Raw genomic sequence first — 16,547 nt, forward strand, 5'->3', positions numbered from 1 at the left:
ATCTAAGGAGCACGTCATGTCGATCGTCGTCACCGGCGCCACCGGCCACCTGGGCCGCCTGATCGTCGAATCCCTGCTGCGTCGGGGCGTCCCGGCCGACCAGATCGTCGCGCTCGGCCGCGACGCGACCCGGCTCACCGCCCTGGCCGATCGTGGGGTCGTCGTCCGCGCCGCCGACTACACCGACCCCGCCTCGCTGCGGGCCGCGTTCGACGGGGCCGAGAAGCTCATGTTCGTCTCCGGGAGCGAGGTCGGCCAGCGGCTGGCCCAGCACCGCAACGTGGTCGCCGCCGCCCGCGAGGCCGGCGTCGGGCTGGTCGCCTACACCAGCATCGCCCACGCCGACAGCGCGCGGATGACCCTGGCCGCCGAGCACCGGGCGACCGAGGAGGAACTGCGCGCCTCCGGCCTGCCGTTGGTGCTGCTGCGCAACAGCTGGTACCTGGAGAACTACACCGGCCAGCTGCCCACCTACCTGGCGCACGGGGTCGCCGGATCCGCCGGCGACGGCCGGGTCAGCGCCGCTGCCCGCGCCGACTACGCCGACGCCGCCGCCGAGGTGCTCACCACCGATGGCCACGCCGGTCAGGTGTACGAGCTGGGCGGCGAGGCGTTCACCCTGACCGAGCTGGCCGACGAGCTGTCCCGGCAGTCCGGCCGGGAGATCCGCTACACCGACCTGCCGGTCGACGGGTACACCGCGCTGCTGGTCTCCGTCGGGCTGCCCGAGGCGTACGCGGCCGTCCTCGCCGACGCCGACCAGGGCCTGGCCCGGGGTGAGCTGTACGTGCCGGCAGCCGACCTGGAGAAGCTGATCGGCCGCCGCCCGACCACCCTGGCCGAGGCGATCCGCGCCACGCTCTGACGGGTGTCGTCCTGCCCCGGCGGCACCGCCGGGGCAGCGCGACAGTCGACGACGACCTGCTCGCGGCGATGCGGATCGACCGGGCCGCGACGCGCTGCCGCCTACCTGACCTGACCGCCGGCGGGGGTCCACGGACCCCCGCCGGCGGTCATCGGTCACGGGCTGCCCGGCCCCCGGTCGTCACAGTGTGGTGCAGACGGCGCCGTTGAGCCGAAACGTGCTCGGCAGGACGTTCGGACCGCCGTACGCGCCGACGAAGCCGGCGCTGACGCTGCCACCGGGGGTGATCTTCCGGTTGTCGCCGGTGTGGGTGACCGTGACGGTGGTGCCGACCTGCGCCCAGTTGGCGCCCCAACCGCTGCTGACCTGCTGCCAGGTGGTTGGCCAGGTCCAGGTGAGCGTCCAACCGTCGATCGGGTTGACGCCGTTGTTGACGATGTCAACGCCGCCGATGTAGCCGTTGCCCCAGTCGTTGTTCTTGGTGAAGCGGACGGCACAGGCGCTGCCGGTCGGATTGTCGGTGACGAAGGTCAGCGGCGGTGAGGACCAGGAGACCCGCCCGGCGGTGTCCCGGGCCAGCACGTTGACGGTGTACCGGGTGCCCGGGGTCAGGTTGCCGACCGTGAACGAGCTGCCGGTCGTCTCGCCGAGCTGCTCGCTGACCGCCCCGTGCTGCCGGTACACCTCGTACTTGACCGGCGGGCCGGCCGCGGGCGGCAGCGCGGGCCAGAAGATGGTCGCGCTCCGGTCGGTCACCGCGCTGACGGCGGGCGTGCGGGGCGCGGCCGGCCCGCCCGTGACCACCTCGGCGGGGCGCACCACCAGCGTGGTCAACGAGTACGGCGGCAGGGTCCGGCTGGTCGCGCTGCCGCTCTGGCCGCTGGTGATGCCGCCGGCCCCGTTGGTGAGGGTGTGCACCGTCGGTGCGGCGGCCGACGGAGTGAACCCCGCGTAGTCGATGGTCACCGGGTGCGCGCTGTCCGGGTCCTTGTTCACCAGCAGCACCGCCACCTCCCCGTTGCGCCGGCGTACGGCGTGCGCGGAGACGAGCGGCTGATCGGTGCCGGCCCGGACGAACTGGTTTCCGGGCTGGGCGAACAGGTTCATCATGGACAGCCCGTGGTACGGCGCGAACGGCGTGTTCAGTGGCGGCTGGCAGACCGAGCCGTCGGTGGTGCAGCCACCGCTGGACAGCATCCCGTAGTCGCCGTAGTCGGTGTGCCCGGCTACCTCGGACACCCTGTCGATGCCGTTGTGCACGTTCCACCACTGGACCGTGAACACCCCGTTCTCCAGCAGCCCGCTGTAGGCGTCGGCCAGGAACAGCGCCCCCGGCTGGGTGTTGCGGCCCTGCTCGACGTTGAGTTCGGTGAGGCTGATGTCGATGCGGGCGGCCTTCGGGCCGGCGTACCGGGCGATCTCCTGGCGCAGCAGCCAGACCGCGTCGGGGATGTGGTTGACCCGCGCCAGCGACTCGGCGGCGGTGCCGCCCGGGTACCAGTGCACGTCGACGAAGTCGATCTTCGGGCCGGCGATGGAGAGCACCGTCTGGTTCCACGGGCCCGGGTCGTTGCCGGCGGTGATCCCGTCGGGCCAGTTCCCGGGCATGGTCAGCACCGCGCCGACCTTGATGCTCGGGTCGACCGCCTTCATCGCGTCGGCGTACTCGACCACCAGGTTCGCGTAGTACGTCGCGCTCTTGTCGGGGTGGTGGTCGGCCTCCCAGGCCGAGCCGTAGTGGCCGTTGCCGTAGTTCTCGTTGCCGACCGCCCACCACTTGGCGCCGTAGCCCTTGGTCACGTTGGCGTACCGCACCCAGTCGGCGGCCTCCGCCGGGGTGCCGGTGCCGTAGTTGGCGATGATCATCGGCTGGGCGCCGACCCGCCTGGCCGCGGCCATGAACGTGTCGAAGTCGGTGCCGGGGGCGACGTACCCGCCGGGCGCGGTGTGGTCCTTCCAGTGGTAGATGTCGGCGTACGAGCCGCCCGGGTAACGCAGCATCCGGACCCCGGCCGCCTTGAGCAGGTCCGACGTCTGGTCGGTACCGAGGTTGGCGTCCCAGATGGCGTGGTTGACGCCGAGCGCGGTGTCCGGCACGGTCGCCAGGCCGGCCCGCGCGTTCACCGTCACGGCCACCGGCGCGGACGCGGCACTGGCAGTCGGTGGGTTTCCGGTGAGGAAGCTGGCGGCGAGCAGCAGGCTCGCCGCCAGCGCCGTCCGGCGGCCGCGGCGGGTCCGTGGTCGACCCGGCGGCACGACGTGCCGGGACCACGCGGGGGGCGTCGCAGTGTTCATGTCGGGTTTCCTTCGCGTCAGATCACGACAGGGTTCGCCCGACCGGTGGCGAAGGGATCACGCCGGGACAGACGGCGGGCGGAGTCGGGGACGGACTGGTCGACTGCGCGATCGCAGGTGTGTCGCCCCCCGGAGGATGCCCGGGTGCCCATGGGCGAGCGTGCCCCCGCGCGGGGCAAATCCATCGACGGTCAAGAATCCCACACGGTTCGGCGCCTCCTCAAGTGGTCGGATCGGCGAGGCCATTGCCTTCGGTCGATCCCTTGAGGGTGTGAGGGATAACACGCTATCCTGCTGCACGGGAGTGAAGGGCACGCTCCGGTGACCGGTTGGCGGCGGGTCGACGTCGCGAGCGGGCAGATCGTCACCGGCGGCGAGGGCGACACCACCTCTGATGTGGGTGCGGGGGCCGCGACCGGCTCCGGGCGGCACGAACACCGCGACCACACCCCGGCACCATGCCACCCCCCCCGTCCGGCGGGCGGAGTCGCGCGTCCGGCGTCCGCGTCCCCGTGCTCGTCCCGCCACCACGCCGGCAGGCACCCGCTGCCATCGGTGCGACCCTCCGCGTGACCTCCGTCGACGCCCACCCGGGCAGCCCACCCGACACATCCATCGAAAGGATCCGGAATGCCCCGGACAACCACAGCGCGCGCCATGCTCGCGGCCACCGCCGCCGGTCTGCTCGCCGCCGGGACTGCCGTCGTCCTGCCGGTCCAGGCCGCCGCCCCGGCCTGCTCGGTCACCTACCGCGTGACCTCACAGTGGACCGGTGGCTTCGGCGCCGACGTCACCATCACGAACCTGGGCGACGCGGTCAACGGCTGGACGCTCACCTGGTCCTTCAGTGCCGGACAGACGATCACCCAGGCGTGGAACGCCACCGTGGCGCAGAGCGGGGCGCAGGTGACCGCCAGGAACGTCAGCTACAACGGCAACATCGCCAGCAACGCCAGTGTCTCGTTCGGGTTCAACGGCTCCTGGTCCGGCAGCAACCCGGCCCCGACCAGCTTCAACCTCAACGGCACCGCCTGTACCGGAGCGAGCCCGGGACCGACCACGCCTGCTCCCACGACGCCGCCGCCCACGACGCCGCCGCCCACGACGCCCCCGCCGGGCGGCAGCCTGCCGAGCAGCTTCCGGTGGAGTTCCACCGGCGCGTTGGTGGGCCCCAAGGCCGACGGCCGGAACATCGCCGGGATCAAGGATCCGTCGGTGGTGTACCACAACGGTCGCTACCACGTCTTTGCCAGCACCGCGAAGTCGTCGGGCTACAACCTGGTCTACTTCAACTTCGCCGACTGGTCGCAGGCCGGCTCGGCGACATTCCACTACCTCGACCAGGCCCCGCTGGGCACCGGCTACCGGGCGGCGCCGCAGGTGTTCTACTTCGCCCCGCAGCGGCTGTGGTACCTGGTCTACCAGACCGGCAACGCGTCGTACTCCACCAACCCCGACATCAGCAACCCGAACGGCTGGACCGCGCCGAAGCACTTCTACAGCGGCATGCCGGACATCATCCGGGACAACATCGGCAACGGCTACTGGGTCGACATGTGGGTGATCTGTGACAGCGCCGACTGCCACCTGTTCTCCTCCGACGACAACGGGCACCTCTACCGGTCCCAGACCAGCGTGGCCAACTTCCCCAACGGGATGAGCCAGCCGGTCATCGCGATGCAGGACGCCAACCCGCACCGGCTGTTCGAAGCCGCCAACGTCTACCGGGTGGGTGACCGTTACCTGCTCCTGGTCGAGGCGATCGGCAGCGACGGGCGCCGCTGGTTCCGCTCCTGGACCTCCAGCAGCATCGCCGGCCCCTGGCAGGCGCTCGCGGCCGAGGAGAACAACCCGTTCGCCCGGGCCAACAACGTCACCTTCAGCGGCACCGCCTGGACCCGGGACATCAGCCACGGCGAGCTGGTCCGCAGTGGCAACGACCAGACCCTGCCCATCAGCCCCTGCCGGATGCAGTTCCTCTACCAGGGCATGGACCCCAACGCCGGCGGCGACTACAACAGCCTGCCCTGGCGCCTCGGTCTGCTCACCCAGACCAACTCCACCTGCTGACCGGTTCGCTTCCGCCGGACGGCCCCGGTGTCGCCTTGCCGACCGCCGGGGCCGTCCGGGCAGACCCGGTGCCGCTCCGTGCCCGGAGGGGACCGGGGTCTGCCCATGCCGACCGGTGCGCGCCCGGGAAGACCGTCTCCGTTCGCGCCGGGTTGTCGGCTTCCGCGCCCGGGACAGCGCGGTCTGGCGCAGCCATGGGCCGGGGTGCCGCGGTCCGGCGCAGGCTGAGTGGACCATGGGAGGCCTGGCGCAAGGGCCGACAGGCGTCGGTTACCCCGAGAGCACCGTTGCCAGCCAGCGCAGTTGACGGCGGACGTGTACGGCCTCACCGCCCTCGTGGCCGTTGAACGGGTAGGTGTGCATCTCCCGCGCCGGCGGATCCGACCGGCCGGCGCCGTACTGGTTGTAGGCGGCGAAGCCGGTGCTCGGCGGGCAGACGGTGTCGCGCAGCCCGATCCCGAAGTGCGCCGGGGCCGCTGCCCGGCGGGCGAAGGTCACCCCGTCGACGTAGGACAGGGTGTGCCGCACCGCCTCCTCCGCCTCCCGGTGGGCGGCCAGGTAATGGGCGATCTCGCCGTACGGAGAGGCGTCGGTCAACTCGACGGCCCGCTGGACGTGGCAGAGGAACGGGGCGGTGGCCAGCAGCGCCGCGAGGTCGTCGACCAGCCCGGCGACCGCCAGGGCGAGCCCGCCGCCCTGGCTGTTGCCCGCGGCGACGATCCGGGTCGGGTCGACGCCGGGCAGGGCGCGGGCCACCTCGACCGCCCGGACCGCGTCGGTGATCAGGCGGCGGTAGTAGTAGTCGTGCGGGCGGAGAATCCCCCAGGTGACCGGCCAGGGCCCACCGGCCGCGCCGTGCGGGTCCCGGGTGTCGCCCACGCCGTACTGCCCGGCCTGCCCCCGGTTGTCCATCAGCAGGTGTGCGTACCCGGCCACCGGCCAGGTCAGCCGCTCGTGTGGCAGGCCGCGCCCGCGCCCGTAGCCGGCGTACTCCACCACCGTGGCCAGCGGTGTGTCCACCCCGGCCGGCCGGGTGTACCAGGCCCGGACCGGGTCGCCGGCGAAGCCGGCGAACGTGACGTCCCACGAGTCGACCAGCCGCAGGTGGGTTGCCTCCGGTCGGATGTCGAGCAGCGCCGGGCGGGTGGTGGCCTCGGCGAGCGTGTCGCGCCAGAACTCGTCGAAGTCGGCGGGCTCGGTGACCGTGGGCGCGTACTGCCGGAGTTCGTCGAGCGGGAGATCGAACCGGGGCATGGATCCTCGCAGGAGTTGGCCGGATCGGCGGGGGCGGGGCGGGGGCCTACGGCGCGAGTGGACGGGACAGCGCCATCATCATCTCGGCAAGATTCTCGAAACTTTCGGAGGCTGTGGCATGGTCGGGCCGCGAACCCGGAGTTCGGGAGGGACTTCCTTCCGGTGTCCCGCGCGGCTCGTACGCCCAGGGTAGGGCACCCTCCCTCCCTTTGGGACCCTTGACATGCCCTGATGGTGGGCCATAGGTTGCCGAAAGCGAGCGGCTATATTTCCGAAACTTTCGGACGTCGCCGCCGTCGCCGTCGCCCTGCCCGTGACGGCGGGCCTCGTCGCAGCTAAGGGGTTCGGCATGAGAGGTCAATCGCCCGTCGACACCAGCCCGGCGGCCCGCACCGCCGCGTGGCGCGACACGCGGTTGCCGCCGGCTGAACGGGTCGAGGCGCTCGTGCCACTGATGTCTCTGGAGGAGAAGGTCGCCCAGCTCGTCGGGGTGTGGGTGGGCGCCGACGGCTCCGGGGAGGGCGTCGCCCCGCACCAGGCCGAGATGGTCGACGGCTCGCCGTCGTGGAGCACCCTCATCCGGCACGGGCTGGGCCAGCTGACCCGGCCGTTCGGCACCGCACCGGTCGACCCGGTCCTCGGCGCGCGCTCCCTGGCCGCCAGCCAGGAGCAGATCGTGGCGGCGAGCCGGTTCGGGATCCCGGCGCAGGTGCACGAGGAGTGCCTCACCGGGTTCGCCGCCTGGCGCGCCACCGTGTACCCGGCCCCGCTGAGCTGGGGCGCGTCCTTCGACCCCGAACTGGTCGAGGCGATGGCCGGCCGGATCGGCCGGTCGATGCGCGCCGCCGGGGTGCACCAGGGCCTCGCCCCGGTACTCGACGTCACCCGCGACTACCGCTGGGGGCGCACCGAGGAAACCATCGGCGAGGATCCGTATCTGGTCGGGACGACCGGCGCGGCGTACGTGCGGGGTCTGGAACGGGCCGGTGTCATCGCCACGCTCAAACACTTCGCCGGCTACTCCGCCTCCCGGGGCGGGCGCAACCTGGCCCCGGTGTCGATGGGCCCCCGGGAACTCGCCGACGTCGTCCTCCCGCCGTTCGAGATGGCCCTGCGGCTGGGCGGGGCCCGCTCGGTGATGAACTCGTACGCCGAGATCGACGGCCTGCCCGTCGCCGCCGACGAGGGGCTGCTGACCGGGTTGCTGCGCGACGAGTGGGGCTTCACCGGGACGGTCGTCGCCGACTACTTCGCGGTGCGGTTCCTGCAGACCCTGCACGGCGTCGCCAGCGGGGCGGCGCAGGCCGCCCAACTCGCCCTGCGGGCCGGCATCGACGTCGAACTGCCCACGGTGGACACCTTCGGCGCCCCGCTGGTGGCCGCGGTCCGAGCGGGCGAGGTCGACGAGGCGCTGGTGGACCGGGCGCTGCGCCGGGTGCTGATCCAGAAGGTCGAGCTCGGCCTGCTCGACGAGGACTGGCGGGCGCTGCCGGACGACGTGGAGAGCCTGCGCCTCGACGACGCGGCCAGCAGGGACCTCGCCCTACGCCTGGCCCGGGAGTCCGTCGTCCTGCTGCGCAACGACGGGGTGCTGCCGCTGCCCGCCGGTCGCCGGGTCGCGCTCGTGGGCCCGGTCGCCGACGACCCGCTGGCGCTGCTCGGCTGTTACTCCTTCCCCAACCACGTCGGCGTCCGGCACCCCGAGCGCGGGCTGGGGCTGGACATCCCCTCGCTCCGCGACGAGCTGGCCCGCCTGGTCCCCGACGTCGTCCACGAGCCGGGTTGCGCCATCACGGGCGAGGACACCTCCGGCATCGCGGCGGCCGTCGCGGCGGCCGGCGACGCCGACGTGTGCGTGCTCGCCCTCGGCGACCGGGCGGGCATGTTCGGTCGGGGCACCTCCGGCGAGGGCTGCGACGTGGCCGACCTGCGTCTGCCCGGCGTGCAGGCCGACCTGGCGCGGGCCGTGCTCGCCACCGGCACCCCGGTCGTCCTGGTGCTGATGGCCGGGCGGCCCTACGCGCTGGGCCCGGAGTTCGACGCCGCGGCGGCTGTCGTACAGGCGTTCTTCCTCGGTCAGCGTGGCGGGCAGGCGCTCGCCGAGGTGCTCACCGGCGCGGTGAACCCGTCCGGCCGGCTGCCGGTGAGCGTGCCGCGTGACGCCGGCGGCCTGCCGGCCACCTACCTGTCGCCGCCGTTGGCACGCCGCTCGCAGGTGTCGTCGGTCGACCCCACCCCGGCGCACCCGTTCGGCCACGGGCTGAGCTACACCACCTTCGACTGGTCCGACGCGGGGGTGCTGGGGCCGGCCGGTGAACTGCGCGCCGGTTCTGCCGAGCCGGCCGACTGGCCGGTCGACGGCGAGGTGACGGTCCGGGTCACCGTCCGGAACACCGGATCCCGGGCCGGCACCGAGGTGGTCCAGTTGTACCTGCACGACCCGGTCGCGCAGACCACCAGGCCGGTCGTACGGCTGGTCGGCTACGCCCGGGTGCCGCTGGAACCCGGCGCGGCGGCGTACGTGACCTTCGACGTGCCGGCCGACATCGCGTCGTTCACCGGACGGGCCGGCCGGCGCGTCGTCGAGCCCGGCGAGGTCGACCTGCGGTTCGGCCGGTCGAGCGGCGAGACGGCGGCGAGCGTGCCGCTGCGGCTGACCGGCGCCGAACGTCCGGTCGGCCACCGGCGGGAACTGCTGACCTCGGCGTGGGTCGAGCCCGTCGTGGCCGCCGTCGCCTAGGAGGCCGAGGATGACGTCCGAGACACTACGGCCGCCGCGGGCCCGGGAGTCTCCACCGGCGGCCACCCCCGCACCGCGACCACGCCGCCGCCGGACCTGGCGGCGGGCCCTGCGCCGGGACTGGCAGCTCTACTCCCTGGCCGTCCTGCCGCTGCTGTTCTTCCTGGTCTTCCGCTACCTGCCGATGCTCGGCAACGTGATCGCGTTCCGCCGGTTCAAGCCCGGTGGCAGCATCTTCGGCGAGTACTGGGTCGGCCTGCGGTACTTCCGGATGTTCTTCACCGACCCGACGTTCTGGGAGGTGTTCACCAACACGCTGGTGCTGGGCACGCTGAGCCTGCTGTTCTGCTTTCCGCTGCCGATCGTGCTGGCGTTGCTGCTCAACGAGGTACGGGCCCGCAGGCTCAAGCGGTTCGTGCAGTCGGTGTCCTACCTGCCGCACTTCCTGTCGATCGTGATCGTGGCGGCGATGGTCATGCAGATGGTGTCGGTGGACGGGACGGTGAACCAACTGGTCCGCGCCGTCGGCGGCGACCCGGTGCCGTTCCTGCAACGACCCGAGTGGTTCCGCACCATCTACGTCTCCTCCGAGGTCTGGCAGACGGTCGGCTGGGGCACGATCCTCTACCTCGCCGCGCTCACCACCATCGACGACAACCTGTACGAGGCGGCCCGCATCGACGGGGCCGGCCGGTGGCGGCAGACCTGGCACGTCACGCTGCCCGGCATCAGGCCGACGATGGTGACGCTGCTGATCCTCAACATCGGCACCTTCCTGGCGGTGGGCTTCGAGAAGATCCTGTTGCTCTACAACCCGTTGACGTACCCGACCGCCGACGTCATCTCCACGTACCTGTACCGGATGGGCTTCGAGTCCAGCAACTTCAGCTACGCCGCCGCGATCGGCCTCTTCGAGGCCGTGATCGGGCTGGTCCTGGTCCTGGCCGCGAACACCATCTCGCGCCGCACGGTCGGGGCGGGCCTGTGGTGACCGTCGACCGCGCCGCGCGCCGCCCGCCCACGGCCCGGCGGCGGGGGATCCGGCCGACCCGTGGGTACCGGGTGTTCCAGGCGATCAACGGGGTGATCCTCACCGGCGTCGTGGTCGTGACGCTGTACCCGTTCCTCAACATCGTGGCCCGCTCGCTCAGCGACGAGGCGTACATCATCGCGGGCCGGGTGAGCCTCGTGCCGCGCGGGTTCGACCTGACCTCGTACCGGTTGGTCATGTCCGACGCGATGTTCTGGACGAACTACCGCAACACCGTGATGTACACGGTGTTGGCCACCGTCATCGCGCTCGTGCTCACCACCTGCTACGCGTACGTGCTGTCGAAGCCGCAGCTCAAGGGGCGCGGCGCGCTCGTCGGGATCGCCGTGTTCACCATGTTCTTCTCCGGGGGCCTGATCCCGAACTACGTGCTGATCACCAGCCTCGGCATGAAGAACACCGTCTGGGCGGTGGTGGTGCCCAACGCCATCAGCGTGTTCAACCTGCTGGTGATGAAGGCGTTCTTCGAGAGCCTGCCGGCCGAGTTGGAGGAGGCCGCCGCCGTCGACGGTCTGCACACGTACGGCATCCTGCTGCGGATCGTGCTGCCGCTGTCGAAGGCGGTCATCGCCACGATGGTGCTGTTCTACGCGGTGTCCTTCTGGAACTCGTGGTTCACCGCGTTTCTCTACCTGGACCAGCAGGACATGTTCCCGGTGACGGTCTACCTGCGCAACCTCATCGCCGGAGCCACCGGGGCCCAGTCCGCCGGCGGGGTCGCCGACGCCGACGCGGTCCAGGCGGCGGCCACCCTCCAGTCCGTGACCATCGTGCTCACCACCCTGCCCATCCTGGCGGTCTACCCGTTCATCCAGCGGTACTTCGTGTCCGGCGTGATGCTCGGCGCGGTCAAGGGATAGCCGATCGGTTCCACACCAATCCCACCACCCGAACCGGAAGGACGAGCCATGTTCCAGCAGACCTGGCGCCGCGCGGCGGCTGCCGTGGTCGGTTTGCTCACCCTCACCCTCGTGGCCTGTTCGGAGGAGGAGCCAAACAAGGACCTCTCTGGCAACCGGGCCGGCGCGATGGCCGACTACGGCGTCGGCGACCAGTTCACCGCCACCGAGCCGGTTTCCTTCTCCATGCTCTACAACAACCACACGTTCTATCCGCTGAAGGAGGACTGGCTGCTCTGGTCGGAGATCACCAAGCGGACCAACGTGAAGCTCGAACCGGTGGTCGTGCCGGCCAGTGACTACGAGCAGAAGCGCAGCCTGCTCATCGGGGCCGGCGACGCGCCGATGATCATCCCGAAGACGTATCCCGCCCAGGCGAGCCCCTTCGTCTCCTCCGGTGCGGTCCTGCCGGTCAGCGACTACCTGGACCTGATGCCGCACTTCACGGAAAAGATCGAGAAGTGGCGCATGCAACCGGAGATCGACACGCTGCGGCAGTCCGACGGCAAGTTCTACGTGCTCCCCGGCATGCACGAGAAGCCCTGGCACGAGTACTCGCTGGCGGTGCGCGCCGACGTCCTCGACCAGCTCGGTCTGCCGGTGCCGAAGACCTGGGACGACGTGTACACCATGCTCAAGGCGATGAGGGCGCGGTACCCGGACACGTACCCGTTCTCCGACCGGTGGGGCAAGCCCACCCCGGGCGGCGCGTTGCTGAACTTCCTCGGCGCGTCGTACGGCACCCTGGCCGGCTGGAACTACCAGCACGCCACCTGGGTGCCGGGCGAGAAGAAGTTCGTCTACACCGGGGCCAGCGAGCAGTACAAGCAGATGTTGCAGTTCCTCAACAAGCTCGTCGCCGAGAAGCTGATGGACCCGGAGAGCTTCACCCAGAGCGACGACGCCGCCCGGCAGAAGCTCGCCAACGGCAGGTCCTTCGTGATCAGTGCGAACGCGCAGACCCTGGTCAACGAACTGCGACCGGACCTGGCGAAGACCCAGCCGAACGCGAGGCTGGTCAAGATCCCGCTGCCGGTCGGCCCGGCCGGTGAGATCAACCCGGCCTCGCGCCTGGAGAGCGGCGTGATGATCTCCTCGAAGGCCCGGGAGAGCAAGAACTTCGTGGCGATGATGCAGTTCATCGACTGGCTTTACTATTCCGACGCCGGCCAGGAGTTCGCCAAGTGGGGTGTGGAGGGGACCACGTACACCAAGGACGCCGCCGGCAGGCGGGCCCCCACGCCGGACGTCACCATCGTCGGGCTCAACCCCAGGGGCAGCAAGCACCTGCAGAAGGACTTCGGCTTCGCCAACGGGGTGTTCGCCTACGGCGGCAAGCTGGACCTGGTGCAGTCCTTCTTCCCCCCGGAGGAGCTGGAGTTCCAGAAGGTGATGAACGGTCGCACGCCGATCGCGGTCGCGCCGCCGTACCCGCTGACCGACGAGGAGCGGGAGCAGGCGTCGCTCTGGGAGACCCCGCTCAAGGACCACGTCACCCAGAACAGCCTGAAGTTCATCCTCGGCCAGCGGCCCCTCACCGAGTGGGACGCCTACGTCGGTGAACTGAAGGCCAAGAACTCCGAGCAGTACCTGGACATGGTCAACAAGGCGTACGGGCGGTTCCAGAAGAGCAACGGCTGACCGGGTGGGCCGGCCGGTGACACCGCCCGGCCGGCCCACCCGGCGACGACCGGAGGACGAGCATGCGCACCAGCGTCGCCGAGCACCCCGTCGGCCGGCTGACCGACGCCTGGCGCACCTGCGCCAACGCGCCGGTCGACGTCCCCGGCCTCGACCGGGCGCCGGAGCGGCTCGCCCGGCACGAGGTGACCCTGGTCGAGCTGACCCCGGTGGTGGACGAGACCCCGCCCTGGTGGGACGAGGGCCGCCTGCTCGGCCGACCCGGCCGGGAGGAGGAGGCATGACCGACGCGGGCCAGACCTGGCGGCAGTTCGGCACCGGGCCGCTGTCGCGTGTCGCCGCGTACGTGCACATCCTGCTCGTCGTCGAGCTGCTGCTGCTGCTCACCACGCTGCCCGCCCTGGTCCCGCTGCTCCTGCTCGACCGGGACGTCAGCAATCTCCCGCTGGTCGCGGCCGGCCTGCTCCCGGTCGGCCCGGCGGTCTCCGCCGCCCTGTACGCCCTGCGCCACCAGCCTGCGGACCTGACCGAGCTGCGGCCCGCCGCGCTCTTCTGGCGGGGCTACCGGGCCAACCTGCCGGCAGTGCTGCGGATCTGGGCGCCCGCGCTGCTGTGGCTGACCGTCATCGCGGTGAACCTCGCCCACCTCGACGCCGTGGCCGTGCCGTCCTGGTGGGCGGTGCCGCTGCTTGGCGTCGGCGCGCTGGTGGCCCTCTGCGCCGCCCAGGCGCTGGTGGTCACCGCCCTGTTCACCTTCCGCACCCGGGACGTGCTCCGGCTCGCGCCGCACCTGCTGGTGCGCTCCCCGAGCGCCACGGTCGGCAACCTGCTCCTGCTGGCCGCCGCGACCGGGATCACCGCGGTCTTCTCGGAGGCGGTGCTGGCGCTGCTCGGCTCGGTGCTGGTGCTGGCGTTCCTGCGGGTCAACGAACCGGTGATCGACACCGTGCGCGAGGAGTTCACCCGGTGAGTGACGTGCACCCCGCCTGGCTGCCGCCGGCGGCGTTCCGGACGGTCGGCGGGTGCCGCGTCCTGGTGCACGGCGCTGGCCTGCTCGTGGACACCGTCTTCGACGAGGTCGCCCGGGCCTGCGCGACCCACGGCGGGCAGGCCCGGCGTACGGGGGACCGGCATCCGGCGCAATCCGGCGCCGCGTCGGGTGTCGGTCCCCTCACCCCGGGGGTCCGGGCCGGGGTGGCGGTGTCGCCGCCCCCCGGCCCCGCCGACGACCATGTCGACCTGGTGTTCGCGCTGCGGGGCGCGCAACCGCTGCCGGCGTCGGCGGCCTGGGCCGACGACGGCGTGCCCCTCGACGACGAGGGGTTCCTGCTGACCCGGGTCGACGGCGTGACGGTGGTGCTGGCCGACGCGCCGGCCGGCCTGCTGTACGGGTTGTTCCACCTGGTCCGGCTGGGTGCGGGAGCCCTCGACGTGCGGGCTGCGCAGCGGCACCGGCCCGCGCTGCGCCGGCGGATGCTCGACCACTGGGACAACGTGGCCCGGCACCCGGTGATGGGACAGGTGGAGCGGGGCTACGCCGGTGGTTCGATCTTCTGGCGCGACGGCGTCGCGCTGCGGGACCGGGAGCGGGTGCGGGCGTACGGGCGGCTGCTGGCCTCCTGCGGGGTCAACGCGGTCGCGGTGAACAACGTCAACGTGCACGCCACCGAGGCGAGGCTGCTCACCGACCGGCTCGACGACGTCGCCTGGATCGCCGACGTGTTGCGCCCGTACGGCGTGTGGGCGCACCTGTCGGTGACCTTCGCCGCCCCGGTGCTCCTCGGTGGACTGCCCACCGCCGACCCGCTCGACGAGCGGGTGCGCCGCTGGTGGGAGACCACCACGGCGCGGGTGTACGACCGCATCCCGGACCTCGGCGGTTACCTGGTGAAGGCCGACTCGGAGGGGCAGCCAGGCCCCTTCGCGTACGGGCGTGACCACGCCGACGGGGCGAACCTGCTCGCCGGGGCGCTCGCCCCGCACGGGGGAGTGGTGCACTGGCGGGCGTTCGTCTACCAGCACCAGCAGGACTGGCGGGATCGTTCCACCGACCGGGCCCGCGCCGCGTACGACCACTTCGTCCCGCTGGACGGGCGGTTCCGGGACAACGTGATCCTGCAGGTGAAGTACGGTCCGATCGACTTCCAGCCGCGCGAGCCGGTCTCCCCGGTGCTCGCCGCCATGCCGGCCACCCGGCTGGCGGTGGAGTTGCAGGTCACCCAGGAGTACACCGGCCAGCAGCGGCACGCCTGTTACCTGGCTCCGTGGTGGAGCGAGGTGCTCAGGTTTCGGCCGTGGGGTCCGGACGGACGTACCGTGGCGGACCTGGCGGCCGGCGGCGGCCTGGTCGCGGTCTCCAATGTGGGCGACGACCCGTTCTGGACCGGCCACCCCCTCGCCCAGGCCAACCTGTACGCCTTCGGCCGGCTCGCCTGGGATCCGGGTCTCGACCCGACCGCGGTCCTCGACGAGTGGATCGGGTTGACCTTTCCGCCGTCCACCACGGGCGACCCGGCGCTGGTGCGGGAGACGCTGCACGCGGTGCTGGACGACTCCTGGCGCACCTACGAGCGGTACACCGCCCCGCTGGGTGTCGGGTTCATGGTCCGTCCCGGGCACCACTACGGCCCGGACGTCGACGGGTACGAGTACACGCCGTGGGGCACCTACCACTTCGCCGACCGCGACGGCGTCGGCGTGGACCGTACCCGGGCCACCGGGACGGGCTTCACCGGGCAGTACCCGCCGCCGTGGTCGGAGGTGTACGAGTCACGTCGGCGGTGCCCGGACGAGCTGCTGCTCTTCTTCCACCACGTGCCGTACGGGCACGTCCTGCGCAGCGGCGTGACGGTGGTGCAGCACATCTACGACACCCACTTCGCCGGTGTCCGGCAGGTGGAGCGGATGCGCCGGCGGTGGCGGCGGCTCGCCGGGGTGATCGACCCGGCGGTGTACGAGCGGGTGGCCGAGCGCCTCGACGAGCAGCTGCGTTGCGCCGTCGAGTGGCGCGACCAGATCAACACGTACTTCTTCCGCAAGTCGGGGGTGCCGGACGCGCGGGGGCGCCGCATCCACTGACCCGCCCGGCCGCACCACGGGTGTACGGTGCCGTTTGGCAACCGGTTCACGGCAGGTACGCCGGCGAGTACGGGCACCGGGCCGCCGCCGCCTCCTCGTCGATGTCCACCCCCGAGGCCGGGCGTCTCGGCCGGGTGCAGGTAGCCGTTCGCCGCAGGTGTCGACAGCTCGCCGTGTTGCCCGGCGTCGGCCGTGCCCCGTTGCGTCACGGCTCGATGTGGAGCGTGCGGCGATGCGGTCCGCGCCGGATGGTGGGTGCCGAGCGGTCCGCGCCGCCGGCGACCCACCCGACCGCGACCTGACCGGCGCTAGCCGATCTGGCAGGCAGTGCCGTTGAGCCGGAAGCCGGTCGGCGGCGGGTTGCCCGTGCCGTAGCTGCCCTGGAGGCCGAAGCTGGCCGTGCCGCCCTGGGGAAGGCTGCCGTTCCACGCGACGTTGCGGGCGGTGACCGCGGCCCCGGACTGGCTGACCTGGGCGTTCCAGGCGCTGATGACCCGCTGGTCGGCCCCGAACGACCAGGTCAACGTCCACCCGGTCACCGCCGGCCCCCGGTTGGTGATCCGTACGTCAGCGGTGAACCCACCGGTCCACTGGTTGACCGTCCAGGAGACCAGGCACGCTGCCGGGCCGGCCGTGGGCGGGGTCGTGGTGGGC

The 16,547-nt window shown here is 71.9% G+C and carries 12 protein-coding genes; 9 read left to right on the forward strand and 3 right to left on the reverse strand.

Annotation, left to right across the window (positions count from 1 at the left end):
* Positions 1–16: 16 nt before the first annotated feature.
* Complete coding sequence (locus E1165_RS04625; RefSeq protein WP_132388036.1) at positions 17–865, forward strand: SDR family oxidoreductase; 849 nt, start codon at positions 17–19, stop codon at positions 863–865.
* Between the two features lie 180 nt (positions 866–1,045).
* Here E1165_RS04625 and E1165_RS04630 read toward each other — a convergent pair whose 3' ends face one another.
* On the reverse strand, positions 1,046–3,160 hold the full coding sequence (locus E1165_RS04630; protein ID WP_132388038.1) for a cellulose binding domain-containing protein: 2,115 nt from the start codon (positions 3,158–3,160) through the stop codon (positions 1,046–1,048).
* Between the two features lie 630 nt (positions 3,161–3,790).
* Between E1165_RS04630 and E1165_RS04635 the strand changes: the two genes are divergently transcribed.
* Positions 3,791–5,230: a non-reducing end alpha-L-arabinofuranosidase family hydrolase gene (locus E1165_RS04635; RefSeq protein ID WP_132388040.1), complete on the forward strand. Its 1,440-nt coding sequence runs from the start codon at positions 3,791–3,793 to the stop codon at positions 5,228–5,230.
* A 270-nt stretch (positions 5,231–5,500) separates the two neighbouring features.
* Here the strand turns inward: E1165_RS04635 and E1165_RS04640 are convergent, their stop codons facing one another.
* Positions 5,501–6,484 (reverse strand): acetylxylan esterase, encoded by a 984-nt coding sequence (locus E1165_RS04640; RefSeq protein ID WP_132388042.1) that lies wholly within the window; start codon positions 6,482–6,484, stop codon positions 5,501–5,503.
* A gap of 349 nt (positions 6,485–6,833) precedes the next feature.
* Here E1165_RS04640 and E1165_RS04645 point away from each other — a divergent pair, with 349 nt between their 5' ends.
* From E1165_RS04645 to E1165_RS04675, 7 genes are all read left to right on the forward strand, one after another.
* Positions 6,834–9,224 carry a glycoside hydrolase family 3 N-terminal domain-containing protein gene (locus tag E1165_RS04645; protein WP_132388044.1) on the forward strand — a complete coding sequence of 797 codons (2,391 nt, stop codon included), beginning with the start codon at positions 6,834–6,836 and terminating at the stop codon, positions 9,222–9,224.
* A gap of 10 nt (positions 9,225–9,234) precedes the next feature.
* A complete protein-coding gene (locus E1165_RS04650; protein WP_132388046.1) occupies positions 9,235–10,215 on the forward strand; it encodes a sugar ABC transporter permease in 981 nt (326 codons plus the stop codon).
* On the forward strand, positions 10,212–11,135 hold the full coding sequence (locus tag E1165_RS04655) for a carbohydrate ABC transporter permease (RefSeq protein WP_132388048.1): 924 nt from the start codon (positions 10,212–10,214) through the stop codon (positions 11,133–11,135). Before E1165_RS04650 ends, E1165_RS04655 begins: the two co-directional genes overlap by 4 nt.
* 48 nt (positions 11,136–11,183) lie before the next feature.
* On the forward strand, positions 11,184–12,815 hold the full coding sequence (locus E1165_RS04660) for an extracellular solute-binding protein (RefSeq protein WP_132388050.1): 1,632 nt from the start codon (positions 11,184–11,186) through the stop codon (positions 12,813–12,815).
* 62 nt (positions 12,816–12,877) lie between these two features.
* Positions 12,878–13,099 (forward strand): hypothetical protein, encoded by a 222-nt coding sequence (locus E1165_RS04665; protein ID WP_132388052.1) that lies wholly within the window; start codon positions 12,878–12,880, stop codon positions 13,097–13,099.
* Positions 13,096–13,785, forward strand: a complete 690-nt coding sequence (locus tag E1165_RS04670) for a DUF624 domain-containing protein (protein WP_132388054.1) — start codon at positions 13,096–13,098, stop codon at positions 13,783–13,785. Before E1165_RS04665 ends, E1165_RS04670 begins: the two co-directional genes overlap by 4 nt.
* A complete protein-coding gene (locus E1165_RS04675; protein ID WP_132388056.1) occupies positions 13,782–15,893 on the forward strand; it encodes an alpha-glucuronidase in 2,112 nt (703 codons plus the stop codon). The genes E1165_RS04670 and E1165_RS04675 overlap by 4 nt, the downstream gene beginning before the upstream one ends.
* A 308-nt stretch (positions 15,894–16,201) precedes the next feature.
* Here the strand turns inward: E1165_RS04675 and E1165_RS04685 are convergent.
* Positions 16,202–16,547: cellulose-binding domain-containing protein (locus tag E1165_RS04685; RefSeq protein ID WP_207916560.1), on the reverse strand; the 346-nt coding region annotated here is incomplete at its 5' end.

Origin of the sequence: Micromonospora sp. KC723 (assembly GCF_004348595.1) — a bacterium.
Classification (GTDB): Bacteria; Actinomycetota; Actinomycetes; order Mycobacteriales; family Micromonosporaceae; genus Micromonospora.